At 66.5% G+C, this 16,438-nt stretch carries 17 protein-coding genes; 6 read left to right on the forward strand and 11 right to left on the reverse strand.

Features of this window, described 5'->3' with window-relative positions; translation table 11 throughout:
• Positions 1 to 58: 58 nt before the first annotated feature.
• The 3 genes from OXS27_RS16315 to aspS are packed head-to-tail and all read right to left on the reverse strand — an operon-like array spanning position 59 to position 3,873.
• Entirely contained in the window at positions 59 to 1,135 is a 1,077-nt protein-coding gene (locus OXS27_RS16315) for an acyltransferase (protein WP_267357477.1), read from the reverse strand.
• On the reverse strand, positions 1,132 to 2,004 hold the full coding sequence (locus tag OXS27_RS16320) for a glycosyltransferase family 2 protein (protein ID WP_267357479.1): 873 nt from the start codon (positions 2,002 to 2,004) through the stop codon (positions 1,132 to 1,134). Before OXS27_RS16320 ends, OXS27_RS16315 begins: the two co-directional genes overlap by 4 nt.
• 12 nt (positions 2,005 to 2,016) lie before the next feature.
• Positions 2,017 to 3,873, reverse strand: coding sequence for an aspartate--tRNA ligase (gene aspS / locus OXS27_RS16325; RefSeq protein WP_267357481.1), 1,857 nt, complete (start codon positions 3,871 to 3,873; stop codon positions 2,017 to 2,019).
• A 144-nt stretch (positions 3,874 to 4,017) separates the two neighbouring features.
• Here aspS and OXS27_RS16330 point away from each other — a divergent pair, with 144 nt between their 5' ends.
• The 6 genes from OXS27_RS16330 (at position 4,018) to xoxJ (ending at position 10,174) form a co-directional block, all read left to right on the forward strand.
• Positions 4,018 to 4,437: a hypothetical protein gene (locus OXS27_RS16330; RefSeq protein ID WP_243926870.1), complete on the forward strand. Its 420-nt coding sequence runs from the start codon at positions 4,018 to 4,020 to the stop codon at positions 4,435 to 4,437.
• A 75-nt stretch (positions 4,438 to 4,512) separates the two neighbouring features.
• A complete protein-coding gene (gene rnd, locus OXS27_RS16335) occupies positions 4,513 to 5,685 on the forward strand; it encodes a ribonuclease D (RefSeq protein ID WP_243926564.1) in 1,173 nt (390 codons plus the stop codon).
• A 110-nt stretch (positions 5,686 to 5,795) separates the two neighbouring features.
• Positions 5,796 to 6,083, forward strand: a complete 288-nt coding sequence (locus OXS27_RS16340; protein WP_243926562.1) for a hypothetical protein — start codon at positions 5,796 to 5,798, stop codon at positions 6,081 to 6,083.
• Positions 6,084 to 6,779: 696 nt separating this feature from the next.
• On the forward strand, positions 6,780 to 8,585 hold the full coding sequence (gene xoxF1 / locus OXS27_RS16345) for a lanthanide-dependent methanol dehydrogenase XoxF1 (RefSeq protein WP_243926561.1): 1,806 nt from the start codon (positions 6,780 to 6,782) through the stop codon (positions 8,583 to 8,585).
• 132 nt (positions 8,586 to 8,717) lie between these two features.
• Complete coding sequence (locus OXS27_RS16350; RefSeq protein WP_243926559.1) at positions 8,718 to 9,332, forward strand: c-type cytochrome, methanol metabolism-related; 615 nt, start codon at positions 8,718 to 8,720, stop codon at positions 9,330 to 9,332.
• The gene (gene xoxJ, locus OXS27_RS16355) at positions 9,332 to 10,174 is read left to right on the forward strand and encodes a rare earth element methanol dehydrogenase accessory protein XoxJ (RefSeq protein WP_267357485.1); all 843 of its coding nucleotides are present in this window, start codon (positions 9,332 to 9,334) and stop codon (positions 10,172 to 10,174) included. The genes OXS27_RS16350 and xoxJ overlap by 1 nt, the downstream gene beginning before the upstream one ends.
• A gap of 6 nt (positions 10,175 to 10,180) precedes the next feature.
• Here xoxJ and folK read toward each other — a convergent pair whose 3' ends face one another.
• The 8 genes from folK to pqqB all read right to left on the reverse strand — a co-directional run bounded on the left by folK (position 10,181) and on the right by pqqB (position 16,435).
• A complete protein-coding gene (gene folK / locus OXS27_RS16360) occupies positions 10,181 to 10,651 on the reverse strand; it encodes a 2-amino-4-hydroxy-6-hydroxymethyldihydropteridine diphosphokinase (protein WP_267357488.1) in 471 nt (156 codons plus the stop codon).
• Positions 10,648 to 11,025 carry a dihydroneopterin aldolase gene (gene folB, locus OXS27_RS16365; protein ID WP_267357490.1) on the reverse strand — a complete coding sequence of 126 codons (378 nt, stop codon included), beginning with the start codon at positions 11,023 to 11,025 and terminating at the stop codon, positions 10,648 to 10,650. The genes folK and folB overlap by 4 nt, the downstream gene beginning before the upstream one ends.
• Positions 11,026 to 11,027: 2 nt before the next feature.
• The gene (gene folP, locus OXS27_RS16370; protein WP_267357620.1) at positions 11,028 to 11,864 is read right to left on the reverse strand and encodes a dihydropteroate synthase; all 837 of its coding nucleotides are present in this window, start codon (positions 11,862 to 11,864) and stop codon (positions 11,028 to 11,030) included.
• Positions 11,865 to 11,945: 81 nt separating this feature from the next.
• Positions 11,946 to 12,308, reverse strand: a complete 363-nt coding sequence (locus OXS27_RS16375) for a hypothetical protein (RefSeq protein ID WP_243926552.1) — start codon at positions 12,306 to 12,308, stop codon at positions 11,946 to 11,948.
• On the reverse strand, positions 12,289 to 12,945 hold the full coding sequence (locus tag OXS27_RS16380; RefSeq protein WP_267357622.1) for a hypothetical protein: 657 nt from the start codon (positions 12,943 to 12,945) through the stop codon (positions 12,289 to 12,291). Before OXS27_RS16380 ends, OXS27_RS16375 begins: the two co-directional genes overlap by 20 nt.
• A gap of 50 nt (positions 12,946 to 12,995) precedes the next feature.
• On the reverse strand, positions 12,996 to 14,141 hold the full coding sequence (gene pqqE, locus OXS27_RS16385) for a pyrroloquinoline quinone biosynthesis protein PqqE (RefSeq protein ID WP_243926548.1): 1,146 nt from the start codon (positions 14,139 to 14,141) through the stop codon (positions 12,996 to 12,998).
• A complete protein-coding gene (gene pqqC, locus OXS27_RS16390; RefSeq protein WP_267357493.1) occupies positions 14,138 to 15,223 on the reverse strand; it encodes a pyrroloquinoline-quinone synthase PqqC in 1,086 nt (361 codons plus the stop codon). The genes pqqE and pqqC overlap by 4 nt, the downstream gene beginning before the upstream one ends.
• Before the next feature lie 312 nt (positions 15,224 to 15,535).
• Positions 15,536 to 16,435, reverse strand: a complete 900-nt coding sequence (gene pqqB / locus OXS27_RS16395) for a pyrroloquinoline quinone biosynthesis protein PqqB (protein ID WP_267357495.1) — start codon at positions 16,433 to 16,435, stop codon at positions 15,536 to 15,538.
• Positions 16,436 to 16,438 lie beyond the last annotated feature (3 nt).

Genomic DNA, 16,438 nt, shown 5'->3' on the forward strand with positions numbered 1-16,438 from the left:
AGCAGCCTTGCCGCTACCGCCAAGGCTGCCGGAGGCGGGAGCAGCCTGTCGAAATCCTTCACGGCCCCGCCGTCTCGATCGTGCCGAGGCGTCGCCGCCCGAGCGCCCGGGCCTTGAGCGCCAGGGCCGGCCGCTCCATCCCGTACCAGGACAGCGCCGCCACCGGCAGCGTCGCCGCGAGGGCGGGGGCCAGCAGCGCGGGTCCCGAGATCTCCGGCCAGAGCGCGTGCAGGGTCTGCTGGATCGGCCAGCCGTAGAGATAGACCCCGTAGGACAGGTCCGCCGGTGGATCGAACACGCCCCGCGCCAGGGGACCGAGGGCCAGCCAGACCACGCCGTAGGCTTCCGCCAGGAACAGCAGGGCCGGATAGGCCGGCGTTCGGGCTAGGACGCAGGCCCCGAAGGCGAGGCAGGCGAGGGCGGCGCCGGAGATCCGCAGGCGCTCGCGCCAGAGATAGAGGCACGCGCCAGCCGCGAAGATCAGGGGCAGGCGCAGGGCGGTCTCAGTACCCTTGGGCAAGTCGGAGCCCCGCAGGCCGCCCACGATGGCCAGCGCCAGTGCGAGCCCCGCGACGATCACCAGGGCCGACCAACGCCGCCGGAGCAGACCGCACAGGGCGGCGGCGAGAACGCCGAGATAGCACAGAACCTCGTATTTCAGCGTCCAGACCGTGCCGAGCGGCGCCCGGTACGGGTTGTGCTCGAACACGCCGGGGAGGGCGGCATTGCTCTTGAAGGTCGTCAGCGTCCCGCGGATGAACGCCCACAGGCTCGGCTCGCGAAGATACTCGGAGACGGGCAGGCGGGTCATCGCCGCGCCGAGGCCCAGCGACACGATCAGGGTCGCGGCGACCAGTCCGGGCAGGATCCGTAAGCTTCGGGCCAGCGCATAGTCCCGGATCCCGCGCCGGTCGCAGCTCATGGTCACGAGGAAGCCCGATACGGCGAAGAAGCCGTTCACCGCGTGCTCGCCCAAGGTGTAGCCGGTGAGACGGGCCAGGGGCTCGTCCCCGGGGGCGCCGGTCGCGACGCTGAAGGCGTGGGACACGACCACGGCGACCGCCAGCGCCAGCCGCAGGCCGGTGAAGCCATTGCGCCCGGCATCGAGCGCTTCGGCGATGGTCCGCGCGCTCATCCGGACAGGCCTTCGCGTGCCAGGGCGGTGCGGCCGCGCAGGAAGGCGAGGGCGCCCGCCGCCGAGCCGCCATACCGCTCCAGCCCGCTCCGGCGCAGAATCAGGGCGGAGAGCAGCGCCTTCGGCAGGTTGGTCAGCAGGATCCCGAGGCTCGGATCGGGCAAGCCGTATCTGCGGCTGACATAGGCCCGCGACCAAGCCTGATGCCAGCGTGTGCGGAACACGCGGCCCCGCTCGGGCGCCGAGGAACGGCCGCGGCCGTGCAGCGCCTCGGCAGCGTGGACGTGGATGAGGGCGCGACCGGCCTCGGCGACGCGCCGGCACAGGTCGTCGTCCTCGTAGAACAGGAAGATGCGCTCGTCGAAGCCGCCGAGGTCCAGGAAGAGGCGGCGCGGCATCAGCAGACAGGCCCCGGACAGGAACGGCGCGCAGGCATCGCCCTGCGGCAGCGCGCGCCGGCCGCCCGGATTGGTCAGATAGGGCGCGAGCAGCGAGCGCGCCTGGAAGAAGAAGCGCCCGTCGGGCTCGACCAGCCGCGGTGCCAGCAGGCCGGCATCCGGCCAGGCCCGGGCGGCCGCCAACAGGGCATCGACGGCGCCGGGACGCAGGATCACGTCCGGGTTAACGATCAGGATGTGCTCCGCCGTCACGGCGGCCCGGACGCCCCGGTTGTTGGCGCGGCCGTAACCCTCGTTGCGGGCGTTGCGGATCACCTGCGCACCGGCTTCCTCCGCGACGGCAGCCGAGGCATCCCGGCTGGCATTGTCGACCACGATCGCCGGCACATGCTGCCCGGCGAGCGCGGCAAGGCAGGCGGGCAGCACCTCGGCGCTGTCGTGCGCAACCACGATGGCGACGAGGCGCGGCACCGCGCGGCCGGACTAGGCCTTCTTCTCAGGCAGGTTGAGCCGGATATGCAGCTCACGGAGTTGCTTGGGCGTTGCCTCGGCGGGCGCGCCCATCATCAGATCCTCGGCGCGCTGGTTCATCGGGAACAGCACCACCTCGCGGATGTTCGGCTCATCGCACAGGAGCATGACGATGCGGTCGACACCCGGCGCGATGCCACCGTGCGGCGGGGCGCCCATGCGGAGCGCGTTCAGCATGCCGCCGAACTTCTCCTCAAGCACCTCGCGGCCGTAACCCGCGATGGCAAACGCCTTCTCCATCACGTCGGAACGGTGGTTCCGGATCGCGCCGGACGACAGCTCGATCCCGTTGCAGACGATGTCGTACTGGAACGCCTTGATGCCGAGGATTTTTTTTGTGACTTCGCCGTCGGGCAGGCCAAGATACTGCTCTGCCTTAAGTTTATCGAGATCAAGTTGTAAAAAATCTTCGCGATCGATGTTCGGCATGGAGAACGGATTGTGCGAGAAGTCGATCCGCTTCTCCTCCTCGCTCCACTCGTACATCGGGAAGTCGGTGATCCAGCAGAAGGCGTACTGGTCCTTGTCACACAGGCCCAGCTCGTCGCCGATGCGGATGCGCGCCTTGCCGGCGAGCCCGGCCGCCTTGCCCTCGACGCCGGCGGAGAAGAACACCGCATCGCCCGCCTTGGCCCCGGCCCGCTCGGCGATCTTCGCCTGCACCTCGGCCGGGATGAACTTGGCGATCGGCCCCTTGCCGGTGAGCTGCCCGTTCTCCTCCTCAAACACGACGTAGCCGAGCCCCGGCGCCCCCTCGGAGCGCGCCCAGTCGTTCAGCCTGTCGAAGAACGAGCGCGACTGCGCGGCCGCTCCTGTCGCCGGGATCGCCCGGACCACACCGCCGCCGGCGATCACACCCTTGAACGCCTTGAAGGCCACGTCCTCGCGGGCAAACAGGTCCGTCACGTCGGCGATGATCAGCGGATTGCGCAAATCCGGCTTATCGACACCGTATTTCAGCATCGAATCCGCGTAGGTGATCCGCGGGAATTCCTGCGTGACGCGCCTGCCCTGGGCGAATTCGTCGAATACCCCGCGCAGAACCGGCTCCACCGCCTGGAACACGTCCTCCTGGGTGACGAAGCTCATCTCGATATCGAGCTGGTAGAACTCGCCCGGCGAGCGGTCGGCCCGGGCATCCTCGTCGCGGAAGCAGGGCGCGATCTGGAAGTAGCGGTCGAAGCCCGCGATCATCGTCAGCTGCTTGAACTGCTGCGGCGCCTGCGGCAGCGCGTAGAACTTGCCGGGATGGACTCGCGACGGCACGAGATAGTCGCGGGCGCCCTCCGGGCTCGACGCCGTGAGAATGGGTGTCTGAAACTCGAAGAAGCCGCCGTCGCGCATCCGGCGGCGGAGCGAGTCGATGATCGCCCCGCGCTTCATGATGTTCGCGTGGAGCTTCTCCCGGCGCAGGTCGAGGAAGCGGTAGCGCAGCCGCGTCTCTTCCGGGTATTCCAGATCGCCGAAGACCGGCAGCGGCAGCTCGCCCGCCGGGCCTAGCACCTCCAGGTCGTCGATATAGACTTCCACGACGCCGGTCGGCAGCTCGGGGTTTTCTGTGCCGGCCGGGCGGGTCCGCACGCGGCCATCGATCCGCACGACCCATTCCGAGCGCACGTCATCAGCCGCTTTGAAGGCCGGGGAATCCGAATCGATCACGCACTGCGTCAGCCCGTAATGATCGCGCAGATCGATGAAGAGCACACCGCCATGGTCGCGAATGCGGTGGCACCAGCCTGAAAGCCGGACGGCCTGCCCGACATCGGACGGGCGGAGCGCCCCGCAGGTGTGGGAACGGTAACGATGCATGACGGGCTTCTTCTGTGGGAAGGCCGGCACCATTCACGCGAGCCCCCCCAAGTCAAGCGCGGTCCGCACCGGAGGCCTCGGGAAACGGCTTCGGCGGTCCCCGCCGGACTACCGGACGGGCCCAGCAATCCCCATATCATGTCCATGATCGAAAACGCTTTTCTTCCATCCGGGGGCGGCCGAGCTACCCCTGTCGATGCGCGTCCGAGCGCGTGGCGGACGCTGCCGCTCGATGGGCATTTCGACCTCGTCTACGAGGACGCGTCCGGTGCCTGGAGCAACCGCTCCCTCGCCGCGCGCGAACTCAAGCTCGGACCCGGCCGGACCCTCCTCGGCGGCATAGACGCCCGTCGGGGCGGCTATCGCGGTTTCCGGGTCGACCGGATCCGTCGCCTCGTGGATGGCGCCACCGGCGAACGCATCGAGACCGGTATCCTCGACCGGCTGCTCGGGCGCGCCGAGGCGCAGCGCCGGGCCGATACCCTTCGGATCAAGCGACAGGGACAAGCGCGCCGGAGGGCCGCCTCGCAACCCCTGAAGGTTTCCTCAACATGGGGTTCATGACGGGAATACGGGAAAAACAGGGACGCGGTGCGGGTTTCCCTCCCCACCGCCGCGTCGGTTGCGTATAGCCGGTTCATGGATCTGATTTCTTCGACCGGCACCCTGCGGGACATCTGTACGCGTCTGGCCGCGCAACCCTTCGTGACGGTCGACACGGAGTTCATGCGCGAGACGACCTACTACCCCAAGCTCTGCCTGATCCAGATGGCGGCCCCGGACGGCACTGCCGTCCTGGTCGATCCCCTGGCGCCGGGAATCGATCTGCAGCCGTTCATTGACTTGATGGCGGATACGCGGACCGTGAAGGTCTTCCATTCCGCCCGCCAGGACCTCGAGATCGTCTGGATGATGGGCGGGATCCTACCGCATCCGTTCTTCGACACGCAGGTCGCCGCCATGGTGTGCGGCTACGGCGATTCCGTCTCGTACGAGCAGCTGGTCAACGATGTCGCCAAGGCCAAGATCGACAAGTCGTCCCGCTTCACCGACTGGTCCCGGCGGCCCCTGTCCGAGGCGCAGCTGACCTACGCCCTGTCGGACGTCACCCACCTCGTCACGGTCTACGAAGTCCTGGTCGCCGAGCTGCTGCGCACCGACCGTGGCGCATGGCTCGACGAGGAGATGGCGGTCCTGACCTCGCCCGACACGTACCGGGCCGATCCCTCCCAGGCGTGGCGGCGGCTCTCCGGCCGCATGCGCAAGCCACGCGAAATCGCCGTGCTCATGGAAGTCGCGGCGTGGCGCGAGAGCGAGGCGCAGACACGCAACGTCCCACGCGGGCGGGTGCTCAAGGATGAGGCGGTGATCGACATCGCTTCCGCGGCGCCCCGAAGCGTCGAAGCCTTGGGCCGCCTGCGCACGATCCCGGCCGGCTTCGAGCGGTCGCGCACGGGCACCGACATCCTTGCGGCGGTGGAGCGTGGGCTGTCGCGAGACACGGCCGACATCCGTATGCCGGAGCGGCTGCGCCGGGGCGGTGGCAACGGCGCCATCGTCGAACTCTTGAAGGTGCTGCTGAAGGCCGTCTGCGAAGCCGAAGGCGTTGCGCCGAAGATCATCGGCACCGTCGATGATCTCGAAGCGATCGCCGACGACGATCGCGCGAACGTGCCCGCCCTCGAAGGCTGGCGGCGCACGCTGTTCGGCGAGAAGGCGCTCGCGCTGAAGCAGGGCCGGCTGGCGCTCTCCGTCGAGGCCGGCCGGATCGTGGTGCGGGATCTCGAACCGGCATCGCCCGCCGTGGACTGAGTGCCCGCTGACGGGCGTGGAATAACCGAACCATGAAGGCGTGACTTGGCCGGTGGGTGGGATTAAATGGCAATCCGGTTGCCGTTCCTTCCCGCCCGTGCGTCCCGCGTATGTTCGAGCCGAACGAAGTCCTCAAGACGCTGACCGGCCGCGGTCTCGTTACGGCGGAGGGATGCGGTTCGGTGCGGGTCCGCTACCGCGTGATCGTCGAGCGACGGGAGGTCGGCGTCGTTGCCCACGGCACGCTTCACGGCAGCCACACCAATCTAAAGCCAATCTGGCTCGAACCGGACGCGCAGCTTCGGCTTGCGAACGGGCGGCGTCTCGACATCTCGATGACCGACCTCGTTGGTGACACCGCCGAGTTCGAGAGCACCGGCCAAATCGGAACGCTCTGACCGGCCACATCGCCTCGACTCGCTGATGTCCCTGAGGCCGGATACCCGACGCCGTTCGAGCGTAGCTGGCCGGGACGATTCGGCAATTTGTCGCGCCCAACACTTCTTATGTGAAATGGGTCCCGCTCTTTAAAGCATGCGGCGACTGGGCGCACAGGTGTTCAGACCCCTCAATAGCCGGCTTAGACGAGAGAGATCTGATACCGCATCGCCGTCTTTGACGGACGCGGTGCCGTGAAGTCGGCTGGCTATCCGACCACTATCAGCGCAACCGGTGCATGAGTACGCACAGCAACGCTTTCCCGGATGCAAGTCCTGCATAGGGTGCTGTCACAACGCCGTGAGATCGCCAGCGCCGAACAATAAACTGATTGTGCAGCGCACCATTTCCTAAGCCGGATCGATGACGATCAACGGCCTTCTGTAACCTCTGAATAAGCCTTCATCCTGTGTCCACATCGGTGGAACTGCGAGTTGACGGCGCTCAAAAATCTCTTAAGGTCCGGGCAAGCCTCGGTTTCGAGGGGACCGCCTCAGGGATGGTGGTTCCTGGCTAAGGGATCTGAAGATCTCTTGAAGTCGATGAAGCCCGCTACCGAGGCGTCCATCCCTGTCGCAAATAGTCAGGTCGGAGTCCGCGCGACACCGCACTCTTGGTGTGTCGCGAGTATTCTCAAAGACTTGTCGGAGGAACCCATGAGAGCAGTGCATCTCCTTGCGCTCGGCGCGGGCGTTGCGGCGGTTGCCGCGCCGGCGCTGGCCAACGAAAGCGTTCTGAAGAGCATCGCCAACCCGGCGGAGCAGGCACTTCAGACGGTCGATTACGCCAACACCCGTTATTCGAAGCTCGACCAGATCAACGCGTCGAACGTGAAGAACCTTCAGGTTGCCTGGACCTTCTCGACCGGCGTTCTGCGTGGCCACGAGGGCTCGCCGCTCGTCGTCGGCAACATGATGTACGTGCACACGCCGTTCCCGAACATCGTGTACGCGCTCGATCTCGACCACGAAGCGAAGATCGTCTGGAAGTACGAGCCCAAGCAAGATCCGTCCGTGATCCCGGTCATGTGCTGTGACACGGTCAACCGTGGCCTGGCCTACGCCGACGGCACGATCCTTCTGCACCAGGCTGACACCACCCTCGTGTCGCTCGACGCCAAGACCGGCAAGGTCAATTGGTCGGTCGTGAACGGCGACCCCAAGAAGGGCGAGACCAACACCGCGACGGTTCTGCCGGTCAAGGACAAGGTCATCGTCGGCATCTCGGGCGGCGAGTTCGGCGTGCAGTGCCACGTCACCGCCTACGACCTGAAGACCGGCAAGAAGGTGTGGCGCGGCTACTCCGAGGGCCCGGACGATCAGATGCTGATCGATCCGGAGAAGACCACCTCGCTCGGCAAGCCGGTCGGCAAGGATTCCTCGCTGAAGACCTGGGAAGGCGATCAGTGGAAGACCGGCGGCGGCTGCACCTGGGGCTGGTTCTCCTACGATCCGAAGCTCGACCTGATGTACTACGGCTCGGGCAACCCCTCGACCTGGAACCCCAAGCAGCGTCCGGGCGACAACAAGTGGTCGATGACCATCTGGGCGCGTAACCCGGATACTGGCGTCGCCAAGTGGGTCTACCAGATGACTCCCCACGACGAGTGGGATTACGACGGCATCAACGAGATGATCCTCACGGATCAGAAGGTTGACGGCAAGGAGCAGCCGCTCCTGACGCACTTCGACCGTAACGGCTTCGGCTACACGCTGAACCGCGCGGACGGCAGCCTCCTGGTCGCCGAGAAGTTCGATCCGGCCGTCAACTGGGCGACCAAGGTCGACATGGACAAGGGGTCCAAGAACTACGGCCGTCCGCTGGTCGTGTCGAAGTACTCGACCGAGCAGAACGGTGAGGACACCAACTCCAAGGGCATCTGCCCGGCGGCGCTTGGTACCAAGGATCAGCAGCCTGCGGCCTACTCGCCGAAGACCCAGCTGTTCTACGTGCCCACCAACCACGTCTGCATGGACTACGAGCCGTTCCGGGTCACCTACACCCCGGGCCAGCCCTACGTCGGTGCGACCCTCTCGATGTACCCGGCCCCGAACTCGCATGGCGGCATGGGCAACTTCATCGCTTGGGACGGCGTCAACGGCAAGATCAAGTGGTCCGACGCCGAGCAGTTCTCGGTGTGGTCCGGTGCTCTGGCCACCGCTGGCGACGTGGTGTTCTACGGAACGCTTGAGGGTTACCTGAAGGCGGTCGACGACAAGACCGGCAAGGAGCTGTTTAAGTTCAAGACCCCGTCGGGCATCATCGGCAACGTGATGACCTACCAGCACAAGGGCAAGCAGTACGTCGGCGTCCTGTCGGGCGTCGGTGGCTGGGCCGGCATCGGCCTCGCGGCCGGTCTGACCGACCCGAACGCCGGCCTCGGCGCGGTGGGTGGTTACGCGGCTCTGTCGCAGTACACCAACCTGGGCGGCCAGCTGACCGTCTTCGCCCTGCCGAACTAATCGGCCGCAGGGTACAAGGTAAGATCGGTGCCGGCGCGGGCTTCCGCGCCGGCACTCTTTTGATTAGATTTGCGTGTAAGAGGCGGTCGCTCGTTCGAAGACGAAAAGCCTCGGAACTGGGAGACAGATGCGTTGCTCAACCTCAGCAAGATCGTAACGCGGCCGGTTATCGCCGCCCTCGCCCTAGCGACCGTTTCCGCGGTTGCCGTACATGCTGAGGATGCCAAGCCCGCTGCCGACCCCAAGCTCGCCAATTCGCTGAACGCGAACGACAAGAGCGCCGAGCAGGACCCCAAGCTGCTTGCGGCGGATGCCGCCGTGAAGGTCGATGACGGCAAGTACACCGATGCCGACGGTCACCCGACCTTCCACGTGACCCAGGACGGCAAGAAGCTCGACTGGTACACCTACTCGGGCTACCGCCGCTACCACGCCGAGTGCCACGTCTGCCACGGCCCGGACGGCATGGGTTCCACCTACGCGCCGGCCCTGAAGGACTCGCTGAAGCACCTCTCGTACGAGGAGTTCATCGGCATCCTGGTGGGTGGCAAGCAGGACGTGAGCGCGTCCGAGCAGAAGGTCATGCCGGCGTTCGGCGACAACAAGAACGTCATGTGCTACTCGGACGATCTCTACGTCTACTTGAAGGCGCGCGCTGCCGGAGCGGTCGGCCGTATTCGCCCCTCCGAACACGAAGACAAGCCCGAGACCGCCAGGACGGCCGAGAAGGAGTGCATGGGCGGTTGATGTCGCCTTTTGCCCGGATCGCTCTCTGCGCCCTGTCGTTGACGACGGCGCAGGGAGCACTCGCCCAGCATCTGCCGGATACGGTGACTACGGACGTTCTGCGCGTCTGCGGCGATCCGGGCAACATGCCGTTCTCCGAACGCAAGGATGACGGCTTCGAGAACAAGATCGCGGCGATCATCGCCGACGAACTGAAGGTCAAGATCCGCTATTACTGGCTGACGCAGGGCCCCGGTTTCGTGCGCAACACGCTCGGGACCGGCCTTTGCGATCTCATCATGGGTACGGCCTTCGGCGGCGACCTCGTCCAGACGACCAATCCCTATTACCGTTCTGCCTACACGTTGGTGACACGGGCCGGCGAGTTCGACGGCGTCACCGGCCTCGACGATGCGCGCCTGAAGGGGAAGAGCATCGGCGTGATCGCGGGCACGCCGCCGGTGAACCGGATGGGCGATCTCGGGCTGGTCTCGAATATGAAGGCCTACGCCCCCTATCAGCTCGACCCGGCGCGCAAGCATCAGACTGTGGCGGCCGAGATCGTCGCGGCACTCGCTGCCAAGGAGATCGACGCCGCGGTGCTGTGGGGCCCCGCAGCGGGTTGGCTCGCCAAGCAGTCCGGCACGGCGATGAACGTCGTGCCCTTGCTCAAAGAACCGGAACGGCCGCCGATGGCCTATCGGATCGCCATGGGCGTGCGGATCGGCGAGAACGATTGGAAGCGCACGCTGAACGGTGTATTGCGCAAGCGTAAGGCCGATATCGACGCCGTTCTTCGCGATTACAACGTTCCGCTGCTCGACGAGGAAGAGAACAAGCTGGCCCAGCCCGCCGAGCGTTGAGTGGGTTCAGACCCGCTCGATCCCGCTCCGGTCGAGCTTTTCCAGCGCATCCTCCACCCGCTCGCCGCCGATGATGAGATTCGGTGCGATCTCGGCCAGCGGCACCAGAACGAAGGCACGTTCGCGCACGTAGCGATGCGGCAGGACGAGGCGGGCATCATCCACGGCAGCGCCTTCGTAAGCCAGGACGTCGATGTCGATGACCCGCGGCCCCCAGCGCTCCTCGCGCACGCGCCCGAGATCGTGCTCGATCGACAGGCAGGCATCCAGCAGGCCGTGCGGATCCAGATCGGTGTCAACCGCCACCGCGCCGTTGAGAAACCAGGGCTGATCGGTATTGCCCCACGGCGGCGTTCGGTAATCGGCTGAGCGCGCCACGACACGAATGCCAGGCGTCGCCGCGAGGCCCGCCACGGCCCTGTCGAGCATCGCGGCCATGTCGCCGATGTTGCTGCCGATGCCGAGATACGCCTTCATGCGTGGGCTCCACGGCGCCGCAGTATCTCAATGCTGACGCCCTCCAGAATCGCTGGGACCGGTGCGCTCGGCTTGTCGATCCGCACCGCGATCGTCGCTACGCGTTCAAATCGATTGAGAATCGTCGCCGCGATCGTCTCGGCCAGCGCCTCGATCAGATTGAAGCGGCGCTCCGTGGCGATCTCAACGGCGATCTGCGTGAGGTCGGCATAGCTCACCGTCCCGGCCACATCGTCGGTGCGTCCTGCCTCGGCGAGATCCAGCTGCGCCTCGAGCGAGATATAGAAGCGCTGGCCGAGCACCGCCTCCTCGGGCAGCAGCCCGTGCCGGCCGAACACGGCGATCCGCGTCACCCGGATGAGGTCGCCCGCCATCGTCACTGGATCTCCGGCCGCATCACGGCATCGACCACCCGCATGGCGTCGACATGGGCCGCCACGTCATGCACCCGCACGATGTCGGCGCCGAGCGTTGCCGCGACGGAATGGGCGGCAAGCGACCCAGTGAGGCGATCGGCCGGACGGCTCTCGCGGTCGTGCAGCCGGCCGAGCAGCGATTTGCGCGAGACCCCGACGAGAACCGGGAAGCCCAGGGCCCGGATCTCCGGCAGACGGCGCAGCGCTTCGAGATGCTGCATCCAGGTCTTGCCGAACCCGACCCCGGGGTCGAGCACGATGTTGGCATCGTCGATGCCGGCGCGATGCGCGATGCCGAGCGAGCGCTCGAAGAAGGCCAGCATGTCGGCGACGATGTCGATATCCGGTTCGATCGTCGCGCGGTTGTGCATGATGATGACCGGCGCTCCATGGGCGGCCGCGACCGTGGCGATATCGGGTTCGCGCTGCAGGCCCCAGACGTCGTTGACGATCCGCGCGCCGGCTTCCAGGGCGACGCGGGCCGTCGACGCCTTGTAGGTGTCGATCGAAATCGGAACGGCCAGCCGCGGCGCCACTGCGCGGATTACCGGCAGGACGCGGGCCTGCTCCTCCTCGGCCGGCACCGGGACATGGCCGGGACGGGTCGATTCACCGCCGATGTCGAGGATCGCGGCCCCCTCCGCAACCAGCCGCTCCGCCTGGGCCACTGCCGCATCCTCTCCGGTGAACAAACCGCCATCGGAGAAGGAGTCGGGCGTGACATTGAGGATGCCCATCACCAGCGTGCGCCCGCCGAGATTGGGGAGCAGGTCGGACAGGCCGGGGGAGGGGGTCACGGTGCGGGTCCCGTTCACGTGCGCGCTTCGGGGCCCGGTGTGCGTCAATCGCGAGGCCGGCGCAACGCCGGCCTCACCTGCCTACCCGTGGTAGCAGCGGATCTCGGCCTCGGCCTGGGCACGCCGGAGTTCTGCAACCTTGTCGTCGAAGATCTTGGTCGACTTGAACTCGTTGGCGCGGTTGCCGATGCCTTGCCGCATCGACAGGACGGTACTTGCCTGCACGTACTTGTCGTAGGGCAGGATCGCGGCGAGCTGGTCGAGCGAGCAGGAGCATTTCTGCAGGCTGTCCCGAGTCTGGCCGTTGGCCGCCATACAGCCGAACACATAATCGACCCGCGCATCGGTCGGGTAATCATTCTCTTCCGCCGCCCAGCCGGCCAGCCCCGATAGGGTCAGGGCGAGGACGGCCAGCGCGCCGCGTTCAGCCAGCCTTCTGATCATAGTTCAGCTTCTCCTCCAGCAACTCGCCACCGTCCTGGTTCTTCGAGGACGCCTCGATCGAGACGATCTCGCCGGGGACCGACGGGGCCGTGACGAAGGTATAGGTCATGTCGTCCATGCCGCGCATGCGCTGCGCCAACGCGTCGCCCGCGAAAGGCTTGGTCACGACCTGCCAGGCATCGATGTCCTTGCCACCGAAATTGACCTTCGTGGGCGTGACGACGGCCTTCTCGCGCAAACCCTTGCGGATCGCGAGCTTCAGGTAGCGCGGGTTGGCCTCAAGCACCTTGGCCAGACCCTTCAGGTGGTTCTCCAAGAAGAGCGACACGACCGGGTTGCCCGCCATATCCTCGAACGGGCCGGCCGGCACGCGGTTCAAGCCGGAGAACATCGTGACGCTGATGTCCCGGGCGTCCGGGCTCTTCCCGGGCTCGATCGTCAGGACCAGCGTGTCCTGCAACGGCGCGCCGAACGGCCCACCCGCAATGCCGGAGCGGCGCAGGTAATCGTAGGTGATCTTGGCTCCCGGCGCCGTGTTCTTCATCTGCGGCTGATCGAACAGCAGATCGGACGCTGAGGGCGGGGCCGCGGCGTTGGCCTGGGTCACGGCGGCAGGCTTCGGTGCGTCTTCGGCCACGGCAGGCAGCGCGGCCAGCACCAGCACGAGGGCGGTCGTGGCAACAACTCTCACGAGTGAACTTCCTCCTTGAACGGCGATCGGACGTTGCTGCCGATCGTCCGATAGACATAATCGGGCGGGTTCTCGGCCGCTTCCTCGACGGCGAGCGCCCGCACCTTGGCGTGAAGCGGGGAGAGCGAGCACGCCGGGTCGGTGGCGGCGGCGTCCCCGGCCAAAGCCAGAGCCTGACAGCGGCAACCGCCCCAATCCTTCTCGCGCCGGTCGCAGGAGCGGCAGGGCTCCTTCATCCAGTCGGTGCCGCGATAGGCCGTGAAGGCCGGCGAGTCGCGCCAGATCTCCCCCAGCGAATGATCGCCGACGTGCCAGAACTCCAGGCCGGGAATCGTCTCGGCGGCGTGGCAGGGAAGGACCTTGCCCTGCGGCGTGACGTTCATGAGCTTGCGGCCCCAGCCACCCGCACAGGCCTTCGGGTATTTGGCGTAATAATCCGGCACCACGAGATCGATGACGAGCTGGCCCTTCAGCCGCTCCCGAGCGGCCTCGACGATCCGGATCGACTCGTCCACCTGCGCCTTGTTGGGCATCAGCGCGGCGCGGTTGACGTAGGCCCAGCCGTAATACTGCGTGTGGGCCACTTCGAGCCGCTTGGCGCCCATCGTCACGGCCAGATCGATGAAGCCCGGCACCTCGTGGATGTTGCCGCGGTGGATCACCGAATTCAGCGTCAACGGCAGCCCGAGTTCCACCACCTTGGCGGCGAACTCGAACTTCTGGGGCTGCGCATTCTTCAGGCCGCCGATCCGCTCGGCGTTCTGTGCGTCGACGCCCTGGACCGAGAGCTGCACGTGGTCGAGTCCGACATCGTAGAGCGCTTGGAGCTTGCCCAGCGCCCCACCGACGCCCGACGTGATCAGGTTCGAGTAGAGGCCGAGATCCGCGCAGGTCTTGGTGATCTCGACGATATCGTTGCGCGCCGTCGGCTCGCCGCCGGAGAGATGGACATGGAGCACGCCGAGGCCCGCAGCCTCGGTGAGGACACGCTGCCACGTCGCCGTGTCGAGCTCTCCGGAGCGGCGGTCGAGCTCGAGCGGGTTGGAGCAGTACGGGCAACGCAGCGGGCAGCGATGGGTCAGCTCGGCGAGCAGACCCACCGGGGCCGGTGCCTCGGGGCGATTCGGCGTGACGGCGTTCATCGCTCCAAGACCCGTTTCTCGGCCAGCCCGTCGAGCATCACTAGGATGTCGGCCTCGATGGCGCGCGGGTCGGCCGCATAGGTCTGGCCCAATTCGTCCGCGATCGCCGCCACGCTGCGGTTGCCGTCGACGAGCTTCAGAACCGCCACGGCATTGTCGTCGAGATCGAAGGTGCGCTCGGGGGCCAGGAGGACCCATTTGCCCCGGGTCTCGTCATTGCGCAGCCGGACACCGCGGGGAAGCCGCGGACGATCTTCGGCCGCCATCTTGCGGCCCGCACCGGCGGCCTGAACCTGCGGCTGCTCGTCGACGAGGCCTTCGCCCGGGCGCCACGCATCCGGCGGGATCATGCCGGGGGCGACGTAGGCGAAGTACAGGGCGTCGAGCTGGGTCCAGAGGACGTTGCACTTGAAGGTGAGCGCGGCCATGGCCTGACGCTGCAACTCCGGCGTGGTCGCGTGCCGCGTTACATAATCCAGAGCAAAATCGGCATCCCGCGGCGCCTGGGTTAGGCGCTTGTCGAAATAGGCCAGCGTGTCCTTGGTGATGAAGTCGTAGTTCTTCAGCATCCCGGCGACACGCTCGGAGATGATGGTCGGCGAGAACATCTCGGTCAGCGACGAGGCGATCGCCTCCAGCAGGCTCTTTTCCGAGACGAAATGGACGTACGCCTCGACCGAGAATTTTGTCGCCGAGAGGATCCCGCGGGTCGAGAGCACGTAATCCCGGTCGAAGCCGACGCCCTCGGCGAGCTTGAGCCAGCGCTCGATCCCGCCGTCACCCTCGTGATCGCCATCGTGATCGACGATACGCTGGCGCCAGATCCGCCGCAGCGACGCATCGGTCATCCGCGCGAGGACGGCGGCGTCCTTCACCGGGATCATGGCTTGGTAGTAGTAGCGATTCAGCGCCCAAGCCCGGACCTGATCCTTCGACAGCTTTCCGTCATGGAGCAGGCGGTGGAACGGGTGCAGGATGTGGTAGCGGCGCGCACCGATGTCGCGGAGCGCGGCCTCCAATTCCTCGGGGCTGAGGAGACGCTGGCTCTCGGCGGTATCGGGGGTCGGAAAAATTGCGTTCATGGCGTGTCCGGCGTCCGTTCTCGGGTCGCGTTTCCTGTGTCGTCCCGCCCTCGGCACACGGGGCGTGTTCCTGAACTCAAGGACGATATAGTGCCGGCAATCGGTCGGCCCAACCGTCAACGTCTGCCGAGATATTCTGTCGCGTCGTTCGACCTCCGGCCCACGTTTCCCGATTCACACCCGCATCCTGAGATGCCGGAGCGAAGCGCAGATTTCGAGCGAGACCTTTAGCCCGCCGCGCGATCCCTGGCGTTATCCTTCGACGCGGCTTCGCCGCACGTCAGGATGACGGCGTACGTTGGACGCGTCTGGCTACAGCGACAGGCTCAGCCCGTCATGCGCCACCGTCCACCCGGCCGCCTCGACATCCCCGCGCTCCGGGGATCCCTCGACCAGAACCGGATTGGTGTTGTTGATGTGCACAAAGATGCGCTGCCCGATCTCGGTCGCTGCAAGCGCATCGATCGAACCGTTCGCGCCGCGCATCGGCACGTGCCCCATGCGCCAGCCGGTCTTCGTCCCGACGCCGGCCCGGATCATGTCGTCGTCGTGCAGGACGGTGCCGTCGAACAGCAGCGCATCCACACCGGCGATGCGCGCCCGCAACCCGTCCGTCACCCGCGCGCAGCCGGGAATGTAGGCAAGGCGCCGGCCGCCGGCCTCTATCAAGGCGCCGACCGTCGTCTCGGTCTCGGCGCCGATCTCCATAGTCTCGTCCTCCAGCCAGAGCGGCACCTTGCCGGGGACGGCGAAGAGCGTGACCGACAGGCCGGGCAGGGGCTCGAACCGCGTGTCCATGCCGACGGCCTCACGGGCTACGACGCCGTCAGCCATCACGTCGAAGACGCGATTGGCGTTCACCGAGTCGAGAATCCCGCCTGTTGCATAGAGCGTGTAGGGCTGGCCTTCGCGCAGCGTCAGCAGGCCCGCGACATGATCGACGTCACCGTTGGTCAGAAGCACGGCGCAAATCGGCGAGTGACGCAGGCCCTCGCGCGGATGCATCGCTCGATTGTCGAAGAGTTGTTGCCGGATATCCGGCGAGGCGTTGATCAGCAGCCAATCCGACCCGTCCGCGGACACCGCAATGCTCGACTGGGTCCGGGGCCGCACCCGGTCCGGTTCGGACCGCGCCAGCGTGCAGATGGGGCAGCGGCAATTCCACTGGGGAAGGCCGCCGCCGGCCGCGGAACCGAGGATCACGACGCGCATGGT

The organism is Methylobacterium sp. GC_Met_3 (assembly GCF_026540775.1).
Taxonomy (GTDB): domain Bacteria; phylum Pseudomonadota; class Alphaproteobacteria; order Rhizobiales; family Beijerinckiaceae; genus Methylobacterium.